Origin of the sequence: Curtobacterium flaccumfaciens (genome assembly GCF_004361695.1) — a bacterium.
GTDB classification, from domain to species: Bacteria; Actinomycetota; Actinomycetes; order Actinomycetales; family Microbacteriaceae; genus Curtobacterium; species Curtobacterium flaccumfaciens_B.
Map to the genome: position 1 here is coordinate 94293 of NZ_SNVW01000001.1, position 15938 is coordinate 110230.

16 protein-coding genes are annotated in these 15938 nt (G+C 70.8%); 7 read left to right on the forward strand and 9 right to left on the reverse strand.

What is annotated here, in order from left to right:
* Nucleotides 1-6: 6 nt before the first annotated feature.
* Complete coding sequence (locus tag EDF64_RS00420; RefSeq protein WP_133518144.1) at nucleotides 7-648, forward strand: FMN-binding negative transcriptional regulator; 642 nt, start codon at nucleotides 7-9, stop codon at nucleotides 646-648.
* Nucleotides 645-2123, forward strand: coding sequence for an amidohydrolase (locus EDF64_RS00425; RefSeq protein ID WP_133518145.1), 1479 nt, complete (start codon nucleotides 645-647; stop codon nucleotides 2121-2123). Before EDF64_RS00420 ends, EDF64_RS00425 begins: the two co-directional genes overlap by 4 nt.
* Nucleotides 2124-2221: 98 nt before the next feature.
* Here EDF64_RS00425 and EDF64_RS00430 read toward each other — a convergent pair whose 3' ends face one another.
* Genes EDF64_RS00430 through EDF64_RS00440 form a run of 3 tightly spaced genes read right to left on the reverse strand, consistent with a single transcriptional unit; the run spans nucleotide 2222 to nucleotide 4284 of the window.
* Nucleotides 2222-3151, reverse strand: coding sequence for an Fpg/Nei family DNA glycosylase (locus tag EDF64_RS00430; RefSeq protein WP_133518146.1), 930 nt, complete (start codon nucleotides 3149-3151; stop codon nucleotides 2222-2224).
* 28 nt (nucleotides 3152-3179) lie between these two features.
* Entirely contained in the window at nucleotides 3180-3668 is a 489-nt protein-coding gene (locus EDF64_RS00435; protein ID WP_133518147.1) for a ribose-5-phosphate isomerase, read from the reverse strand.
* A 22-nt stretch (nucleotides 3669-3690) separates the two neighbouring features.
* Nucleotides 3691-4284, reverse strand: a complete 594-nt coding sequence (locus tag EDF64_RS00440; protein WP_133518148.1) for an XRE family transcriptional regulator — start codon at nucleotides 4282-4284, stop codon at nucleotides 3691-3693.
* Here EDF64_RS00440 and EDF64_RS00445 point away from each other — a divergent pair.
* On the forward strand, nucleotides 4283-4801 hold the full coding sequence (locus EDF64_RS00445) for a GNAT family N-acetyltransferase (RefSeq protein WP_133518149.1): 519 nt from the start codon (nucleotides 4283-4285) through the stop codon (nucleotides 4799-4801). The genes EDF64_RS00440 and EDF64_RS00445 overlap by 2 nt on opposite strands.
* 365 nt (nucleotides 4802-5166) lie before the next feature.
* Here EDF64_RS00445 and EDF64_RS00450 read toward each other — a convergent pair whose 3' ends face one another.
* Complete coding sequence (locus EDF64_RS00450) at nucleotides 5167-5811, reverse strand: DsbA family protein (RefSeq protein ID WP_432207004.1); 645 nt, start codon at nucleotides 5809-5811, stop codon at nucleotides 5167-5169.
* Nucleotides 5812-5931: 120 nt separating this feature from the next.
* Here EDF64_RS00450 and pepN point away from each other — a divergent pair, with 120 nt between their 5' ends.
* From pepN to EDF64_RS00465, 3 genes are all read left to right on the forward strand, one after another.
* On the forward strand, nucleotides 5932-8511 hold the full coding sequence (gene pepN / locus EDF64_RS00455; RefSeq protein WP_133518150.1) for an aminopeptidase N: 2580 nt from the start codon (nucleotides 5932-5934) through the stop codon (nucleotides 8509-8511).
* Between the two features lie 77 nt (nucleotides 8512-8588).
* Entirely contained in the window at nucleotides 8589-9671 is a 1083-nt protein-coding gene (locus EDF64_RS00460; protein WP_133518151.1) for a mechanosensitive ion channel family protein, read from the forward strand.
* The gene (locus EDF64_RS00465; protein WP_133518152.1) at nucleotides 9668-10147 is read left to right on the forward strand and encodes a globin; all 480 of its coding nucleotides are present in this window, start codon (nucleotides 9668-9670) and stop codon (nucleotides 10145-10147) included. Before EDF64_RS00460 ends, EDF64_RS00465 begins: the two co-directional genes overlap by 4 nt.
* A gap of 95 nt (nucleotides 10148-10242) precedes the next feature.
* Here the strand turns inward: EDF64_RS00465 and EDF64_RS00470 are convergent, their stop codons facing one another.
* A complete protein-coding gene (locus EDF64_RS00470) occupies nucleotides 10243-11082 on the reverse strand; it encodes an NAD(P)H-binding protein (protein ID WP_133518153.1) in 840 nt (279 codons plus the stop codon).
* A 36-nt stretch (nucleotides 11083-11118) separates the two neighbouring features.
* Nucleotides 11119-11820 (reverse strand): hypothetical protein, encoded by a 702-nt coding sequence (locus EDF64_RS00475; RefSeq protein ID WP_133518154.1) that lies wholly within the window; start codon nucleotides 11818-11820, stop codon nucleotides 11119-11121.
* A gap of 47 nt (nucleotides 11821-11867) precedes the next feature.
* Between EDF64_RS00475 and EDF64_RS00480 the strand changes: the two genes are divergently transcribed.
* Nucleotides 11868-12725 carry an acyl-CoA thioesterase gene (locus EDF64_RS00480; protein ID WP_133518155.1) on the forward strand — a complete coding sequence of 286 codons (858 nt, stop codon included), beginning with the start codon at nucleotides 11868-11870 and terminating at the stop codon, nucleotides 12723-12725.
* 21 nt (nucleotides 12726-12746) lie between these two features.
* On the opposite strand, the gene EDF64_RS00485 is transcribed toward EDF64_RS00480, so the two are convergent.
* The 3 genes from EDF64_RS00485 to EDF64_RS00495 all read right to left on the reverse strand — a co-directional run bounded on the left by EDF64_RS00485 (nucleotide 12747) and on the right by EDF64_RS00495 (nucleotide 15812).
* Complete coding sequence (locus EDF64_RS00485; RefSeq protein WP_133518156.1) at nucleotides 12747-13202, reverse strand: acyl-CoA thioesterase; 456 nt, start codon at nucleotides 13200-13202, stop codon at nucleotides 12747-12749.
* Between the two features lie 29 nt (nucleotides 13203-13231).
* Complete coding sequence (gene ettA / locus EDF64_RS00490) at nucleotides 13232-14917, reverse strand: energy-dependent translational throttle protein EttA (RefSeq protein WP_133518157.1); 1686 nt, start codon at nucleotides 14915-14917, stop codon at nucleotides 13232-13234.
* 115 nt (nucleotides 14918-15032) lie between these two features.
* Nucleotides 15033-15812, reverse strand: coding sequence for a single-stranded DNA-binding protein (locus tag EDF64_RS00495; protein WP_133518158.1), 780 nt, complete (start codon nucleotides 15810-15812; stop codon nucleotides 15033-15035).
* Between the last annotated feature and the right edge of the window lie 126 nt (nucleotides 15813-15938).

Here is a 15938-nt window from a genome sequence, read left to right on the forward strand (position 1 = left end):
CGGAGCATGCGACACACACCGCACTTCCTCATGACGGACGTCGACGAGGTGCGCCGCCTCGTCGACGAGAACCCGTGGGCCACGATCGTGTCGCACACCGACGCCGGCCTGGTCGCGTCGCACTACCCCTTCCTGCTCGAGCAGGCGGGTCCGGACGAGATCGTCCTCGTCTCCCACGTCGGCCGTCCCGACGAGCAGGCGCACGAACTCGGGCGGCACGAGGTCCTCGTCGTGGTCCAGGGCCCGCACGGCTACGTCTCCCCCGCCTGGTACCCGCCCGAGCAGTTCGTGCCGACCTGGAACCACGTCACCGCGCACCTCTGGGGTACCCCGGAGATCCTGTCCGACGACGAGAACTTCCGCGTCCTCGGGGAACTCGTCGACCACTTCGAGCGGGTCATGCCGTCGCCGGTGTCGTTGCAGGTCGACGAGGAGACCGCCCGCCGGATGGCGAAGGGCACCGTCGGGATCCGCATCCGGATCACCCGTTTCGACGCGCGCGCGAAGCTCTCGCAGAACAAGGCGCCCGAGGTGGTGGACCGGATCGTCGCGGGCCTCCGCGGGAACGGCCCCTACGCGTCGCCGGCGCTCGCCGACGAGATGGAACGAGCGCACGCTGCGCGTGTGGACGGACTGGAGGCACGGTGAGCGAGATCCTGCTGCGCACGGTCCGCCGGGTGGGGACGTCCGGTGCCCCTGCCGACGTCCGCATCGTCGACGGGCGGGTCACGGACGTCGCGCCCGCCGGCACGCTCGACGCGGCCGGTCCCGACACCGACGTCGTCGAGGCGGCCGGCGCCTGGCTCGCGCCCGGGCTCGTCGACCACCACGTGCACTTCGACCAGTGGGCCCTCGTCCGCCGACGCGTCGACGTCTCCGGGTGCGACTCGGCGGAGGCCACCGCGACCCTGCTGGCGGAGGTGGCCCGGACCGGTGTGGCGGACCGCGTGCTGGTCGGACACGGCTACCGCGACGGGTTGTGGCCGCGTCCCGCCCGACGCGAGCTGCTCGACCAGGCCGCACCGCGCCTCCCGGTCGTCGTCATCAGCGCCGACCTGCACGCCGTCTGGTGCAGCACCACCGCCCTGGCGCACTTCTCGGAGGTCGTCGGCCGCCCGCTCGTCGCGGGCGAGGACGGGATCCTGCGCGAGCAGGACGCGTTCGACGTGACCGGTGCGCTGTCGCGGGTGCCGGACGACGTGCTCGACGGGTACGTCGCCGACGCCGTCGAGGCGGCGAGCGCCCGTGGGGTGACCCGCGTCGTCGACCTCGAGATGGTGTTCGGCCTCGACCGGTGGACCCGACGCGTGCACGCCGGAACCGACGGACTGCGTGTCGGGTCGGGCGTCTACCCGGCCGAGCTCGACGCGGTCATCGCCCGCGGGCTGCGGACCGGCGACGTCGTCGACGGCACCCGCGGACTCGTCCGGATGGGGCCGTTCAAGGTGATCACCGACGGGTCCCTCGGCACCCGGACCGCGGCGAACGCCGACGGTTCCGGCGTGCTGGTGTGGCCCTTCGAAGAGCTCGTGGCGCTCACCCGGCAGGCCGTGGCCGCGGGGCTGACCCCGGCGATCCACGCCATCGGCGACCGGGCCAACACCTTCGCGCTCGACGTGTTCGAAGCCGTCGGTGCGCGCGGCACGATCGAGCACGCGCAGCTGCTCGACACCGCCGACCTCGAACGGTTCGCGCGGCTCGGGGTCGCGGCCTCGGTGCAACCCGAGCACGCCATGGACGACCGGGACATCGCCGACCGGTACTGGGCGGGAACCACCGACCGGGCGTTCGCGTTCGCGTCGCTCGACCGCGCCGGAGCACGGTTGCTGCTCGGCTCCGACGCCCCCGTCGCGCCGCTCGACCCGTGGGTGTCGATGGCGGCCGCCGTCGGGCGCGACCGGGACGGCCGTCCTGCATGGCACCCGGCCGAACGGCTGTCCGTGCTCACCGCGTGGCGGGGATCGACGGACGGTGGCCGGACCTCGGTGGCGGTCGGTGACGTGGCGGACCTCGTGCTGGTCGAGTCCGATCCGCTGGCGGCCGGTGCGCCGTCGTCGGCGCTCCGGGGGATGCGGGTGCTCGCCACCGCGATCGAGGGGCGGTTCACCCACCGCGAGGTGTGAGGCGTGCGGGCTGGTGCGCGCGGGCGCGGGTGTTGGCGCGTGCGGGCGCGCGCCTTGGGCTGTTCCGTGTAAGGCCGCGCAGCGCGTTCGGGACTCCGCTACTTCTGGTCCTTCGGGCACCAGTAGAGCTTCCGGCCGGCCATGTCGGCCATCCGGATCTCGGTGCCGCACACCCGGCAGGGCTCGCCCTGGCGGTGGTACACCCAGTGCCGGTCCTTCCGGGAGCGCTTCGCCTTCTTCAGCTCGGCCTCGGACAGGCCGTCCATCGTCAGCATCAGGCCGTCGCGGACGCCGTCGTGCAGGAGCTTCGACCAGTCCGCCCACAGCGCCTTCGCCTGCTTGACGGTGATCTTCTTGCCCGGCTTGTACGGGTCGATGCGCTGCCGGAACAGCAGCTCGGCGCGGTAGATGTTGCCGATGCCGGCCACCACGGACTGGTCCATCAGCAGCTGGCCGATCGCCACGTTGCGCTTCCGGACGTTGTCCACGAAGGCTTTCTCGGCCTCGGGTCCGTCGTCGTTCATCGGGTCGGGGCCGAGCTTGTCGAGCGCCTGCTGCACCTCGGCCGGGGTCTCCACGACGCAGGCGGTCGGACCTCGGAGGTCCGCCACGGTGTCCTCGGTGAGGATCCGGACGCGCACCTGGCCGACGGGGTCCGGCGGGAAGGACTCGATCGGGTCCTCGACCTTCTCCTGCTCAGCCATCCGGTAGCGCGCCAGGCGAGGCGCCCCGATCGACGTGAGCGATTCCTCGCCGTCGTCGTCGGACGACAGCGCGGTCGCGGTCGAGAGGTCGCCCGCGAAGTCCCACGCCCCGTACAACCCGAGGTGGACGCGGAGGAACAGGTCGCCCTCGAACTCGAGGAACATCTGCTTCGCCACCGCACGAGCGGCGATCATCGTCTTGCCGTCGAGCTGTGCGGCGCCGGCGGCGAAGCGCCCCTGCGGACTCGACACCTCGCAGCGTTTGCCGACGAAGTGCCGGGAGAACTGGTTGGCGATGCGGTGGACGGAGTGACCCTCGGGCATTGCTCTTGTCTACTCGCAGCCGCTGACGTTACTGGTCGATCTGCTTGCCGGCGATGTGCCCGGTCTGCTCGTACTCGGCCAGCTGCGCGATGCGGCGGGCGTGACGCTCCTCGCCCGAGAACGGCTCGGCGATGAAGAGGTCGACGAAGCGGATCGCCTCTTCTTCGGTGTGCTGGCGCGCGCCGATCGAGATGACGTTCGCGTCGTTGTGCTGGCGGGCCAGGAGCGCCGTGGACTCGTTCCAGACGAGCGCTGCCCGGATGCCCTCGACCTTGTTCGCCGCGATCTGCTCCCCGTTGCCGGAACCGCCGAACACGACGCCGAGCGCCTGGACGCCCGCGCGCTGGTCCTGCACCACGGCGTGCGCCGCGTTGATGCAGAACGAGGGGTAGTCGTCGAGCGCGTCGTACTCGGTCGGACCGTGGTCCACCACCTCGTGTCCTGCTTCGGTGAGGTGTGCGTTGAGGGTCGTGTTGAACTCGAGGCCGGCGTGGTCCGTTCCGAGGTGGATGCGCATGGAACCGATCCTATTCCTGCGCCTACTGCCCTCGGACCACGACCACGACGTACCGCACGGGGTCCTCGCCGGGGTTCCGGTAGACCACGTCGGCGGGCTCGCCGAGCTCGATCCGGTCCCCCGCGCCGAGCCGCGTGGACTCGCCGCCGACGACGACCTCCAGGGTCCCGTCGACCACCCAGATGCAGTGCCGCAGGAACGCGTACGCCGACGCGGGGTAGGCGACCTCGCGGCCGGCCGGGAGGCGCACCTCGGTGACGTCCGCGGGGAAGGACGCGCTCGAGACCGGACGACGCCGGTACCCGGTCTCGGGATCGGTCCACGAGTCCGCGGTCGCGCCGCGCTGGACGCCGCGCGCCTCGTCGGGATCGTCTCCCCGCGGCACCTCGTGGTCGAGGGCCTCGTCGAGCAGCTGGGAGACGGTGAGCCCGAACGCACCGGACAGCCGGCCGAGGATCGTCGCGGTCGGGCTGGACACCCCGCGCTCGACCCGGTTGATCATGGCGCGGGAGACACCCGACTCCTCAGCGAGCTCGGTGAGGCTCCACTTGCGCTCGGTCCGGAGGCGCTGCAGCCGTTCGCCGAGACGTCGCTCGTCGTCTACGATGTGAGACATGACGACAGCATATGCGACGAACGGGGTCGTGATCCGCGACTGCACCCCGGCCGACCTCGACGTCGTGCACGCCCTGCACGTCGACGCCGTCCTGCACTCCACGGCCATCTGGCAAGAGGAGCCGCACCCCCGCTCGTACTTCGACGGCTGGCTCGCCGAGCGGCAGGCCGACGGGTACCCGGTGGTCGTCGCCGAGGTCGACGGACAGGTCGCCGGCTACGCCACGTACTCGCAGTGGCGGCCGCACCAGGGGTACCGGCTGACCGTCGAGCACAGCGTCTACGTCGTCGAGGCGTTCCGCGGCCGGGGCATCGCGACGACGCTGATGGCCGAACTCGTCGCTCGCGCCACCGCCGAGGGCCGACACGTGATGATGGCCGGCATCTGCAGCACCAACACCGGGTCGATCGCCCTGCACGAGCGCCTCGGGTTCACCACCGTGGCGGTCGTGCCCGAGGTCGGCAGGAAGTTCGACCGGTGGCTCGACCTGACGATGATGCGGCTGCCGCTGGCCTGACCCGGCGCGGGCGCGGCGGCCCGCTGCGGCCGTCCCGCCGGCCGAGCCGCCCGCCCGCGTGCGCTTCGCACAACCGAAGTCTCGGCGAACCGCGCACTTCCGTGGTTCGCGCGCACTTCGGTTGTGCGGTGGGTCGCTGCTGGCCGTCCGCGCTCAGTTGTGCGGTGGGTCGCCGCTGGCCGTCCACGCTCAGGCGTCGCCGGGCGTCGGCATCTCGAGCGGCGGCGACGGCCGGGACGGCGGCGCCGTGTCGCCGTGCGCGATCGGACGGTTTAGATCCCCATCCCCCTGGTGCTTCACCGGCCGGAAGCGACCACACCAGGGCCTGGAGGCACGGTGCCAGCCCGCACCGCGCCTCCAGGCCGTCAGGCCGTGGTGTCGAAGATCGGGCCGACCGTGCGCGAGCGCTTCAGCTCGAAGAAGCCCGGGTACCGGGCGGCGGCGACGACGCCGTCCCACAGGTCGAGCGCCTGCTGGCCCTTCGGGGCCGGTGAGATGACGGGGCCGAAGAAGGCAGTGCCCTCGACGGCGATGACCGGCGTGCCGACGTCCTGCCCGACGCGGTCGATGCCGTCCTTGTGGCTGGCGCGCACGGCCTGGTCGACCTCGTCCGTCCAGGCGTACTCGAGCAGGTCGGCGTCGAGGCCGAGTTCCTGGAGCACGGCGGGCACGACCTGCTCGGGGTCATGCTCCTGGCGGTGGTGGATGTGCTCGCCGAGCGCGTCGTAGAGCGGCTTGACGATGTCCTGCCCGAGCCGGAGCTTCGCCGCCGTGACGATCCGCGGGTAGACCTGCCCCGCGTGCAGGCGTTCCTTGTAGCTGTCCGGGACGTCCTGGTCCTCGTTGAGGACGAAGAGGCTCATCACCTTCCAGGTGACGTCGAGGTCGCGGTGCTGCGCGACCTCACCGACCCAGCGGCTCGTCATCCATGCCCAGGGGCAGTTCGGGTCGAACCAGAACTCCACAGCGGTGCGCTCGTCGGTCGTCTTGTCCACAGTCGTGTCCGTCACGCTGCGACCCTACGCCTCGTCGCTAGGCTGGTCGCATCGTCCCGCCGGTGCACGACGCCGTGCCGGGACTCCCCCACGCGGACATCGATCGTCCGTGTCCCCAGCGAAGATGGAGCGTCCGTGCCCGGAGAGAACCTCACCCGAATCGAAGCCCAGGAACGTGCCGCGATCGTCGCCGTGCAGACGTACGACGTCGAGCTCGACCTGACCCGCGGCGCCGAGACCTTCGGCAGCACCACCCGTGTGCGCTTCACCGCGACGCCCGGTGCCTCGACCTTCATCGACGCGATCACGAAGACCGTGCACTCGATCGAGCTGAACGGCACGGCGCTCGACGTCGCGTCGGTCAACGACGGCGTCCGCATCCAGCTCGACGACCTGCAGGAGCAGAACGAGCTCGTCGTCGTCGCGGACGCGCTGTACACGAACACGGGCGAGGGCCTGCACCGCTTCGTCGACCCGGTCGACGACGAGGTGTACCTGTACTCCCAGTTCGAGGTCCCCGACTCGCGCCGGATGTTCGCGGTGTTCGAGCAGCCCGACCTCAAGGCCGAGTTCACCTTCACCGTGACGGCCCCGTCGCGGTGGCAGGTCGTGTCGAACTCCCCCACGCCGGAGCCGCACGTCGACGGCGACGTGGCCACGTGGTCGTTCACCCCGACCGCCAGGATCTCCAGCTACATCACGGCCCTGGTCGCCGGCCCGTACGAGGTCGTCCGCGACGAACTGACCAGCCGCGACGGCCGCACCATCCCGCTCGGGGTGTTCGCGCGCAAGTCGCTCGCCGAGTACCTCGACCCCGAGTACGTCTTCGACATCACGAAGAAGGGCTTCGCCTACTACGAGGAGAAGTTCGACGTCGCGTACCCGTTCGAGAAGTACGACCAGCTGTTCGTGCCGGAGTTCAACGCCGGCGCGATGGAGAACGCCGGCGCGGTCACCTTCACCGAGACCTACGTCTTCCGGTCGAAGGTCACGGACGCCATCAAGGAGCGCCGGGTCGTCACGATCCTGCACGAGCTCGCGCACATGTGGTTCGGCGACCTCGTCACCATGAAGTGGTGGAACGACCTGTGGCTCAACGAGTCGTTCGCCGAGTGGGCGTCGACGATCGCCACGGCCGAGGCCACCGAGTGGACCGAGGCCTGGACCACGTTCCAGGCGATGGAGAAGTCCTGGGCCTACCGCCAGGACCAGCTCCCCTCGACGCACCCGATCGTCGCGACGATCAACGACCTCGAGGACGTGCAGGTCAACTTCGACGGCATCACCTACGCGAAGGGCGGCTCGGTCCTCAAGCAGCTCGTCGCGTGGGTCGGCATCGACGCGTTCTTCGCCGGTGTCTCCGCGTACTTCAAGAAGCACCACCACTCGAACACCGAGCTCCGCGACCTGCTGGTCGAGCTCGAGGCGACGAGCGGCCGTGACCTCTCCGACTGGTCGAAGCTGTGGCTCGAGACCGCCGGCGTGAACACGCTCCGCCCGGAGATCGAGGTCGACGAGTCCGGCGTGATCACGTCGTTCGCGGTCCTGCAGGAAGCCCCGGCCGACTACCCGACGCTCCGCCCGCACCGCCTGGCGATCGGCGTCTACGGGTTCACCAACGACGCCGAGGCGCCGTTCGGGGCCGACACCGCGTCCTCCGGTGGCAAGCTCGAGCGCACCCACCGCGTCGAGATCGACGTCGACGGCGCCCGCACCGAGGTCCCCGAGCTCGTCGGCGTGCACCGCGGCGACCTCGTGCTGCTCAACGACGACGACCTGGCATACGCCAAGATCCGCCTCGACGAACACTCGCGGCGCACCGCGATCGAGCACCTCGCCTCGATCGCCAACCCGCTCGCCCGCTCCATCGTCTGGGGCGCGATGTGGGACGCCACCCGCGACGCCGAGTCCCCCGCCAGCGACTACGTCCGCCTGGTGCTCGGCAACATCGCGACCGAGACCGAGTCGACGACGATCCGCACGACGCTGTCGCAGCTCCTGCTGACGGCGCGGAACTACGTGGCGCCGGCGAAGTCCGACGCCGCGGTCCGCACCGTCGGTGAGACGCTCTGGCAGCTCGCGGCCTCCGCCGAGGCCGGGTCCGACGCGCAGTTCCAGTTCGTGAAGTTCTTCGCGCAGATCGCCTCCACGCCGGAGCACGTCGCCACGCTCTCCGGGCTGCGCGACGGTTCGGTGACGCTGAACGGGCTCGAGATCGACACGGACCTGCGCTGGGAGCTCCTCGAGGGCCTCGTCCTCGCGGGTGCCGCCGGCGACGCCGAGGTCGACGCCGAACTCGCCGCCGACAAGACGGCGTCGGGCGAGCAGGCCGCAGCGCGTGCCCGTGCGACGATCCCGACGGCCGAGGGCAAGCTCGCCGCCTTCTCGTCGCTCGTCGACTCGTCGGAGCTGCCGAACGCGATCGTCCGTCAGACCACGATCGGGTACCAGCACGTGAACAGCCCCGTCGTGCTCGAGGGTCTCGTGCCGAAGTACTTCGAGGTGCTCACCCGCATCTGGGCCGAGCGCAGCTACCACATCGCCGACACCATCGTCACGGGCCTCTACCCGGCGCCGCTCGCGTCGGCCGAGCTCCGCGACGCGGCGACCGCGTGGCTCGAGGCGCACCCGGAGACCCCGGCGCTGCGTCGCATCGTGTCCGAGAGCCTGGCCGGCACCGAGCGTGCCCTCCGGGTGCAGGCGGCGGACGCCTGAGCCTCGGGTGACCATCGGCGGGGTCTTGGCGTTCCTGCAGGGACGCCGAGGCCCCGCCCTTTAGCATCGTTCGGATCATGATCTTGGTTGCAGCCCCGTCCCCGTCCCCGCCCGTCACCGACGCCGCCCAGGCGGTCGGGCAGACGTTCGGTGAGTTCGTCGACACCTGGCACGTCCCGATCACGATCGTGATCACGGTGCTCGCGGCGATCGTGCTGCGCGTGATCCTGCGGCACTCGATCAAGGGCGTCGTCGACCGCGTCGTGAACGGCGTCAAGAAGCGGCAGGGCGCGACGGACACGCAAGCGCTCATCGCGTCACCGATCCAGACGGCACGCGTGGTCCAGCGCACCCGGACCCTCGGCAGTGTGCTCGAGAACCTGGCGACGGTGATCGTCGTCGTCCTCGCACTGGTGGTGATCATCCCGCTGGTCATCCCGAACGCCGCGGTCGGCATCGTCGGCGGCGCGTCCCTGGTCGCCGCCGGTCTGGCCGTCGGCGCGCAGAGCATCGTGCGCGACCTGCTCTCCGGGATCTTCATGATCCTCGAGGACCAGGCCGGCGTCGGCGACGTCGTCGACACCGGGCAGGCCACCGGCGTGGTCGAGAACGTCGGGCTGCGGGTCATGCAGATCCGCGACGTGAACGGCATCCTCTGGTTCGTGCCGAACGGCCAGATCCTGCGCGTCGGCAACCTGTCGCAGGGCTGGTCGCGCGTGCTCGTCGACATCACCGTGCCGTACGACACCGACATCGACGCCGTGCAGGACGCCCTGCTCAAGGCCGCCGTCATGATGTCGCAGGAACCCCGGTGGCGTCAGCGCATCGTCGAGAAGCCCGAGATCTGGGGCCTGCAGTCCATCTCCGACGCCGGCATGGTCTTCCGCCTCGTCGTGAAGACCCGTGCCTCGGAGCTCGACGTCGTCGGCCGTGAACTCCGCATCCGCCTCAAGCGCTCCGTCGACGAGCTCGGCGTGACGCTGCCCGCGATGGCGATGATCATGCCGGCGGGCTGGGAGAACGCGACGTCGATCAACGGCCTCCGCACGGTGCGGACGCAGCCGACGCCCGCGCCGACCAAGCCCCGGCGCACCAAGCGGAACATCCTCGGTCAGCCGATCACCACCGACGACCCCGACGGCGGGAAGGACCCCCGATGACCGACCCCACACCCCCGAGCGGCGCCCTCGGCATGCCCGGCTCGCCTGGCGTCCCCGCACAGCCCATCACGCTCCGGGTCGGCGAGCACGGCGTCTCCGCGACCGGGTCCCTGTTCGACCGCATCGGCGGCGCGCCGACGTTCGACCGACTCGTCCGCCGCTTCTACGAGGGCGTCCAGCAGGATGACGTCATCTGGCCGATGTACCCGGCCGACGACCTCGAGGGCGCGATCTGGCGGCTCTCCGCCTTCCTCCAGCAGTACTGGGGCGGCCCGGGCACGTACAGCGAGGAGCGCGGCCACCCCCGACTCCGGATGCGGCACATGCCGTTCCGCGTCACGCCGGAGGCACGCGAACGCTGGCTGCACCACATGCGCGAGGCCGTCGAGTCACTCGACCTCGCGCCCCTCGACGAAGCCGAGCTCTGGGCGTACCTCGACCGCGCAGCCCACGCGATGACCAACTCCTTCGACTGACGGACGGTCGGCGCACGCCCGTGACGTGACCACGTTCACGGCCTGGAGGCGCGGTGCCAGCTGGCACCGCGCCTCCAGGCCGTCACGCGGTCGCGTCAGCGGACGTACGATCCGTCGGCCAGGTCCTCGAGCAGCGACGGGCGGGTCGGGTGCCAGCCGTACGCAGCGCGCGCGTGGGCGCCGGAGGCTTCCTGGTGCATGAGGAGGGCGTCCGCGTACGCGGTGCCGAGTCGTTCGCGGCTGGCATCGACGCTCTCGGCGACGACCGGTGAACCGTGTGCGCCCGCCTCCGCGATCTCGCGGACGGTGGGGTTGTCGCCGGTGGCCGCGAGGACGTAGCCGTCCTGCTCACCGCGGTGCAGGGCGAGCACGTACAGCTCGCCGAGGTCGTCGACGTGCACCGTCGACCAGCGCTGCGAGCCGTCGCCCACCAGGCGGACCTCGTGCTCGCCGTCCCCGAACATCGTGGGGATGCCGGCGCCACGTCCGTAGACGATGCCGGGGGCGACGATCGTGGTGCGGACGTCGCTCGCCCGGACCGCGGCCTCGTTCGCGCCGCGCCAGGACGTCATCGCCGGCGGCGACGACGGGGACTGCTCGGAGATGTCCGTCGAGTCGCCGAAGGTGAAGATCCCGCCGGTGTGGACGAAGGGCTTCGGGGTGCCGTGCAGCGCCTCGAGGACGGTCGCGGTGAAGTCCGGGTCGACGTCCTTCGCGGACGCCGTGTGCACGACCGCGTCGGCCTCGTGCGCGAGACGCCGGACGACGTCGGTGTCGGTGACGTCCCCGACGAGCGCGCGGCCGCCGGCGTCACGGACGGCCTGCGCCTTCTGGTCGGTACGGACGAGTGCGGTGACCTCGTGCTCGTGGGCGATGAGCGCGCGGAGGACGGAGGAGCCGATGTAGCCGGACGCACCGGTGAGGAAGACGTGCATGCGCCCAGCCAACCACCGCGGTCCGCGAGGACGCTGCTACGGGTTGAGGGTCCAGGCGCGACGCTTCACGAGCACGTGCCCGCGCGAGGTCGTCAGGCGGCTCCACGGACCGGTCTCGAACAGCCGGACCGGGTCGTGTCCCAGGAAGCCGAGGCTCTCCCCCGCGAAGCCGGCACCGGCGGGGACGTGCTCGATGCCCGCGACCGGACGACCCCAGACCTCGGACCGGACCTTGCGGACGATCGCCTCGCCCGCGTTCGTCGGAACGGCGTCGGCGACCTCGGCGATGCCGTCACGAGTGGCGCGACGGAGGAGCTCGGGCGAGATGTCCGGCAGCGGGACCCAGCCGCCACGGGGCGGTGAGATCGCGGCCCAGGTCACCGTGTGGACCTCGTGCGGGAGCTCCACCTCGATCGGGGTCGCCCGCGTGGGGTCGGCACCCTCGGCGCCTTCGGCGTCCTGCGCCTCGGCGAGGAGTCGGAGGCGCTCCTGCAGCGAGGCCAGCGGCACCACGGCGTCGATCGTCGCCGGTTCCGTCAGCGAGAACGTGCGGAGGCCGAGCACCGTCGGCAGCTCGTCGAGCAGGCCGAGCGGGTAGAGGATCGCCGTGTACACCGCGAGGACGCCGGAGTCGGCGATGAGGCGGACGGAGCCGTCCTCGATGCGGGCGGCACGTCCGAGGTAGGTGCGGAGGTCTCCGAGGGAGGCTGCGTCGGAAAGCGTGAACGAGGTGCCCATGTCACCAGGGATCCTACCGGGGCCGACTGTGTTCGTAGACTGCGGGGGTGAACGGCGAACCGGACTTCCTGCGGACCCTCCGACTCGAGGACACGGGTGCGAGCACGGGCGAGACCATCCTCACCGGAGCGAGCCACTGGTCCCCCGGCGGACGGGTGTTCGGCGGCCAGGTCCTCGCGCAGTGCATCGTCGCCGCGCAGGCCACCATCGACGACCGCGAGATCCACTCGATGCACGGCTACTTCCTCCGCCCCGGGGACATCGACCTGCCGATCACCTTCGCGGTCGAGCGCATCCACGACGGCCGGTCGTTCGCCGCGCGCCGGGTGCAGGCGTACCAGCGTGGCGTGCCGATCTTCTCGATGATCGCCTCGTTCCAGCGGCCCGATACGGGCGTCGAGCACCAGGACCCCTTCCCCGTCGACACCCCGTCGCCCGAGTCCCTGCCGTCGGCGGCGTCGATCCTCTCGGCGATCGACCACCCCGTCGCACGGGCGTGGGCCGAGCGGTCGATCGACCTCCGGCACGTCGAGGGTCCGGTGTTCGTCGACGTGCAGGGCGAGCACATCCCGCACCAGGCCGTGTGGTTCCGGGTCGAGGGTGACCTGCCGGACGACCCGGCGCTGCACCGCGCGATCCTCGGCTACGCGAGCGACCTGTCGATCCTCGAGCCGATCATGCGGCGCCACGGGGTCGCCTGGGGGACGCCGGGGCTGAAGAGTGCGAGCCTCGACCACGCGATGTGGTGGCACCGCGACGGTCGTGCCGACGAGTGGGTCCTGTACACGCAGGAGTCCCCGAGCGCGCAGGGCGGTCGGGGACTCGCGTTCGGCCGGATGTTCTCGCGGGACGGCCGACTGCTGGCGTCGGTCGCGCAGGAGGGGATGATGCGGATCCCGCGCTGAGGGTCCGTGCTCGGCCCGTGCTCAGGGGCGGGAGAACTCGACCGGGGCTTCGGTGTACGGCGCGCACGCCGCGCGTTCGGCCTCGGTGAGCCGCCGCGGACGGTTGCTCGTCGCGTCCACCATCACCAGTGCCGTCGTGGCCCGCGTGTAGAGCACGGCGGGCTCGTGGCCGACCGGCGACCAGACCTCGTACGAGACGTCGATGCTCGCCCCACCGATCCGCCCGATCCACATCTGGATGTCGAGGGGCTGCCGGAAGTACGGGATCGACGCCAGGTACTCGAGGCGCTGGGCCGCGATCACCGTCATCGTGCCCGACCCCGGCCGACCGTCGATGATCGGCTCGGGGATCGACCCGTCGGACTCGAGTTCCTCCGGGTCGGGGCCCCAGAACCCCACGATGCGCGCCTCTTCCAGCAGGCGCAGCATCGCGGAGTTGTTGACGTGACCGTACGCGTCGATGTCGCTCCACCGCATGCGGATCGGAGCGTGCAGCCTCGCCACCGTCAGTCGCGGGTGAGCTTGCGGTAGGTCGCGCGACCGGGCTTCGCCGCGTCGGCGCCGAGCCGCTCGATCTTGTTCTCCTCGTACGCCTCGAAGTTGCCCTCGAACCAGTACCAGTTGGGGGTGCCGTCCTCGTTCAGGCCCTCCCACGCGAGGATGTGCGTCGCGATGCGGTCGAGGAACCACCGGTCGTGCGTGATGACCACGGCGCAACCGGGGTACTCGAGCAGCGCGTTCTCGAGGCTGCCCAGGGTCTCGACGTCCAGGTCGTTCGTCGGCTCGTCGAGGAGCAGCAGGTTGCCGCCCTGCTTGAGCGTCAGCGCCAGGTTGAGACGGTTCCGCTCACCACCGGAGAGGATGCCGGCACGCTTCTGCTGGTCCGGACCCTTGAAGCCGAACTGCGACACGTAGGCACGCGACGGGATCTCGGTCTTGCCGACCTGGATGTAGTCGAGCCCGTCGGACACGACCTCCCACAGGTTCTTGTTCGGGTCGATGCCGCCACGGCTCTGGTCGACGTACGAGATGTCGACCGTCTCACCGATCTTCAGCGTGCCGCCGTCGAGGGGCTCGAGCCCGACGATCGTCTTGAAGAGCGTCGTCTTGCCGACGCCGTTCGGGCCGATCACGCCGACGATGCCGTTGCGGGGCAGCGTGAAGGAGAGGTCGTCGATGATCACGCGCTCACCGAACTGCTTGTGCAGCTTCTCGGCGTCGATGACCTGCGAACCGAGTCGCGGCCCCACCGGGATCACGATCTCCTCGAAGTCGAGCTTCCTGGTGCGCTCGGCCTCGGTCACCATCTCCTCGTAGCGAGCGAGGCGGGCCTTCGACTTCGCCTGACGGCCCTTGGTGTTGCTGCGGACCCAGTCGAGCTCCGACGACAGACGCTTCGCGAGCTTGGCGTCCTTCTTGCCCTGGACCTCGAGTCGGGCACGCTTCTTCTCGAGGTAGGTCGAGTAGTTGCCCTCGTACGGGTAGAGACGACCGCGGTCGACCTCGGCGATCCACTGCGCGACGTGGTCGAGGAAGTACCGGTCGTGGGTCACGGCCAGGACAGCGCCGTGGTACTGCTGCAGGTGCTGCTCGAGCCACTGCACGCTCTCGGCGTCGAGGTGGTTGGTGGGCTCGTCGAGAAGGAGCAGGTCCGGCTTCTGGAGCAGGAGCTTGCAGAGCGCGACGCGGCGCTTCTCACCACCGGAGAGGTGCGTGACGAGCTCGTCCCCCGGGGGGCACTGGAGTGCGGCCATCGCCTGCTCGAGCTGCGAGTCGAGGTCCCACGCGTCGGCCGCGTCGATCTCTTCCTGCAGCGTCCCCATCTCGGCGAGGAGGGCGTCGAAGTCGGCGTCCGGCTCGGCCATGAGGGCGGAGATCTCGTTGAAGCGCGCGATCTTGCCGTGGATCTCGCCCACGCCTTCCTGCACGTTCTCGAGCACCGTCTTCGTCTCGTCGAGCTCCGGCTCCTGCATGAGGATGCCGACGGTGAAGCCCGGCGTGAGCTTCGCCTCGCCGTTGGACGGCTGGTCGAGACCCGCCATGATCTTCAGGATCGTCGACTTGCCCGCACCGTTCGGTCCGACGACGCCGATCTTGGCGCCGGGGAGGAACGACATCGTGACGTCGTCGAGGATCAGCTTGTCGCCGACCGCCTTGCGGGCGCGGACCATCTGGTAGATGTACTCAGCCATATCCCCACGAGTCTACTGAAGGTGGCCCCGCGTCGGAACGCGCGGGGAGTGTCGACTCCGCGCGCTCCGACGAGCGGCGGCCCCGACCGGCCGGACGACGGCCATCGCCGGCCCGTCAGGCTGCCACGGGTTCGGCCGGATCGGCGTCGTCCGGGCCGGCCGCGTGGTCCCGGCCGTCCGTCGTCGGCAGGTGCGCGTCGTCCTCCCCGTCGTACTCGGGTGGACCGAGCACGCTGACCCGCACGTCCCTGTCGTCGGACCCGTGGTCGTCGCCGAGGTCGGGATCGTGGAGGTGGGTGTCGTCGACGTGCGTGTCGCGGGCATGGGTGTGGTCGATGTGGGTGTGGCGGGCTTGGGTGTCATCGATGTGGGTGTCGCCGGCCTGGGTTCCGTCGGTCCGGGTGTCGCCGGCCCGGGTGCTGCCGAGGTCGGTGCCGCCCGGTGAGCGCGTCGCGCCGCCGCGCCCGCCGAGGACCTCGCCGGTCCGGGGATCGACGGACGGCGTGGTGCCCGGCGCAGCGGCGGACTCGGAGGCGTGCCGCGGCACCCGGATCCAGTTGCTGATCCCCCACGCCAGGTCGTGGCCGAGTCCCTCGGCGTCGATCTCGACCGAGGTGCCACCGCGGCCGTCGCGCTCCCAGGTCCGGATGCGGACCCGGCCCGTGACGACGATGCGGTCGCCCTTCTTGACGGACTTGTACACGTTGGCGGCGAGGGTCCGGAAGGCGGTGACGCTGTACCAGTTCGTCGCGCCGTTGGTCCAGGTCGAGGTGGCGCGGTCCCAGCGACGCGAAGGCGACGCGAGACGCATGCTCGTGATGGCGATGCCGGTGTCGGTGACGAGGTGGCGCGGCTCCGTGGCGATGATCCCGCAGACGGTGATGGTGTCGTTCATGCGTCGATCGTGGAGGAGCCCCGGGGCGCGGAAGCGCCCCGGGGCTCGATCTGTGACCGGAGGTCTCGGAGAGGTGCGCTGTGGAGGACGAGTCCCCCGCGCCTCCAGGCCGAGACGGTGACCATG

Coding starts and splice junctions, on each gene's coding strand:
- EDF64_RS00420 (WP_133518144.1), top strand. CDS start 7: ATGCGACACACACCGCACTTCCTCATGACGGACGTCGACGAGGTGCGC.
- EDF64_RS00430 (WP_133518146.1), bottom strand. CDS start 3,151: ATGCCCGAGGGTCACTCCGTCCACCGCATCGCCAACCAGTTCTCCCGG.
- EDF64_RS00435 (WP_133518147.1), bottom strand. CDS start 3,668: ATGCGCATCCACCTCGGAACGGACCACGCCGGCCTCGAGTTCAACACG.
- EDF64_RS00445 (WP_133518149.1), top strand. CDS start 4,283: ATGACGACAGCATATGCGACGAACGGGGTCGTGATCCGCGACTGCACC.
- EDF64_RS00440 (WP_133518148.1), bottom strand. CDS start 4,284: ATGTCTCACATCGTAGACGACGAGCGACGTCTCGGCGAACGGCTGCAG.
- EDF64_RS00460 (WP_133518151.1), top strand. CDS start 8,589: ATGATCTTGGTTGCAGCCCCGTCCCCGTCCCCGCCCGTCACCGACGCC.
- EDF64_RS00465 (WP_133518152.1), top strand. CDS start 9,668: ATGACCGACCCCACACCCCCGAGCGGCGCCCTCGGCATGCCCGGCTCG.
- EDF64_RS00470 (WP_133518153.1), bottom strand. CDS start 11,082: ATGCACGTCTTCCTCACCGGTGCGTCCGGCTACATCGGCTCCTCCGTC.
- EDF64_RS00475 (WP_133518154.1), bottom strand. CDS start 11,820: ATGGGCACCTCGTTCACGCTTTCCGACGCAGCCTCCCTCGGAGACCTC.
- EDF64_RS00485 (WP_133518156.1), bottom strand. CDS start 13,202: ATGCGGTGGAGCGACATCGACGCGTACGGTCACGTCAACAACTCCGCG.
- ettA (WP_133518157.1), bottom strand. CDS start 14,917: ATGGCTGAGTACATCTACCAGATGGTCCGCGCCCGCAAGGCGGTCGGC.
- EDF64_RS00495 (WP_133518158.1), bottom strand. CDS start 15,812: ATGAACGACACCATCACCGTCTGCGGGATCATCGCCACGGAGCCGCGC.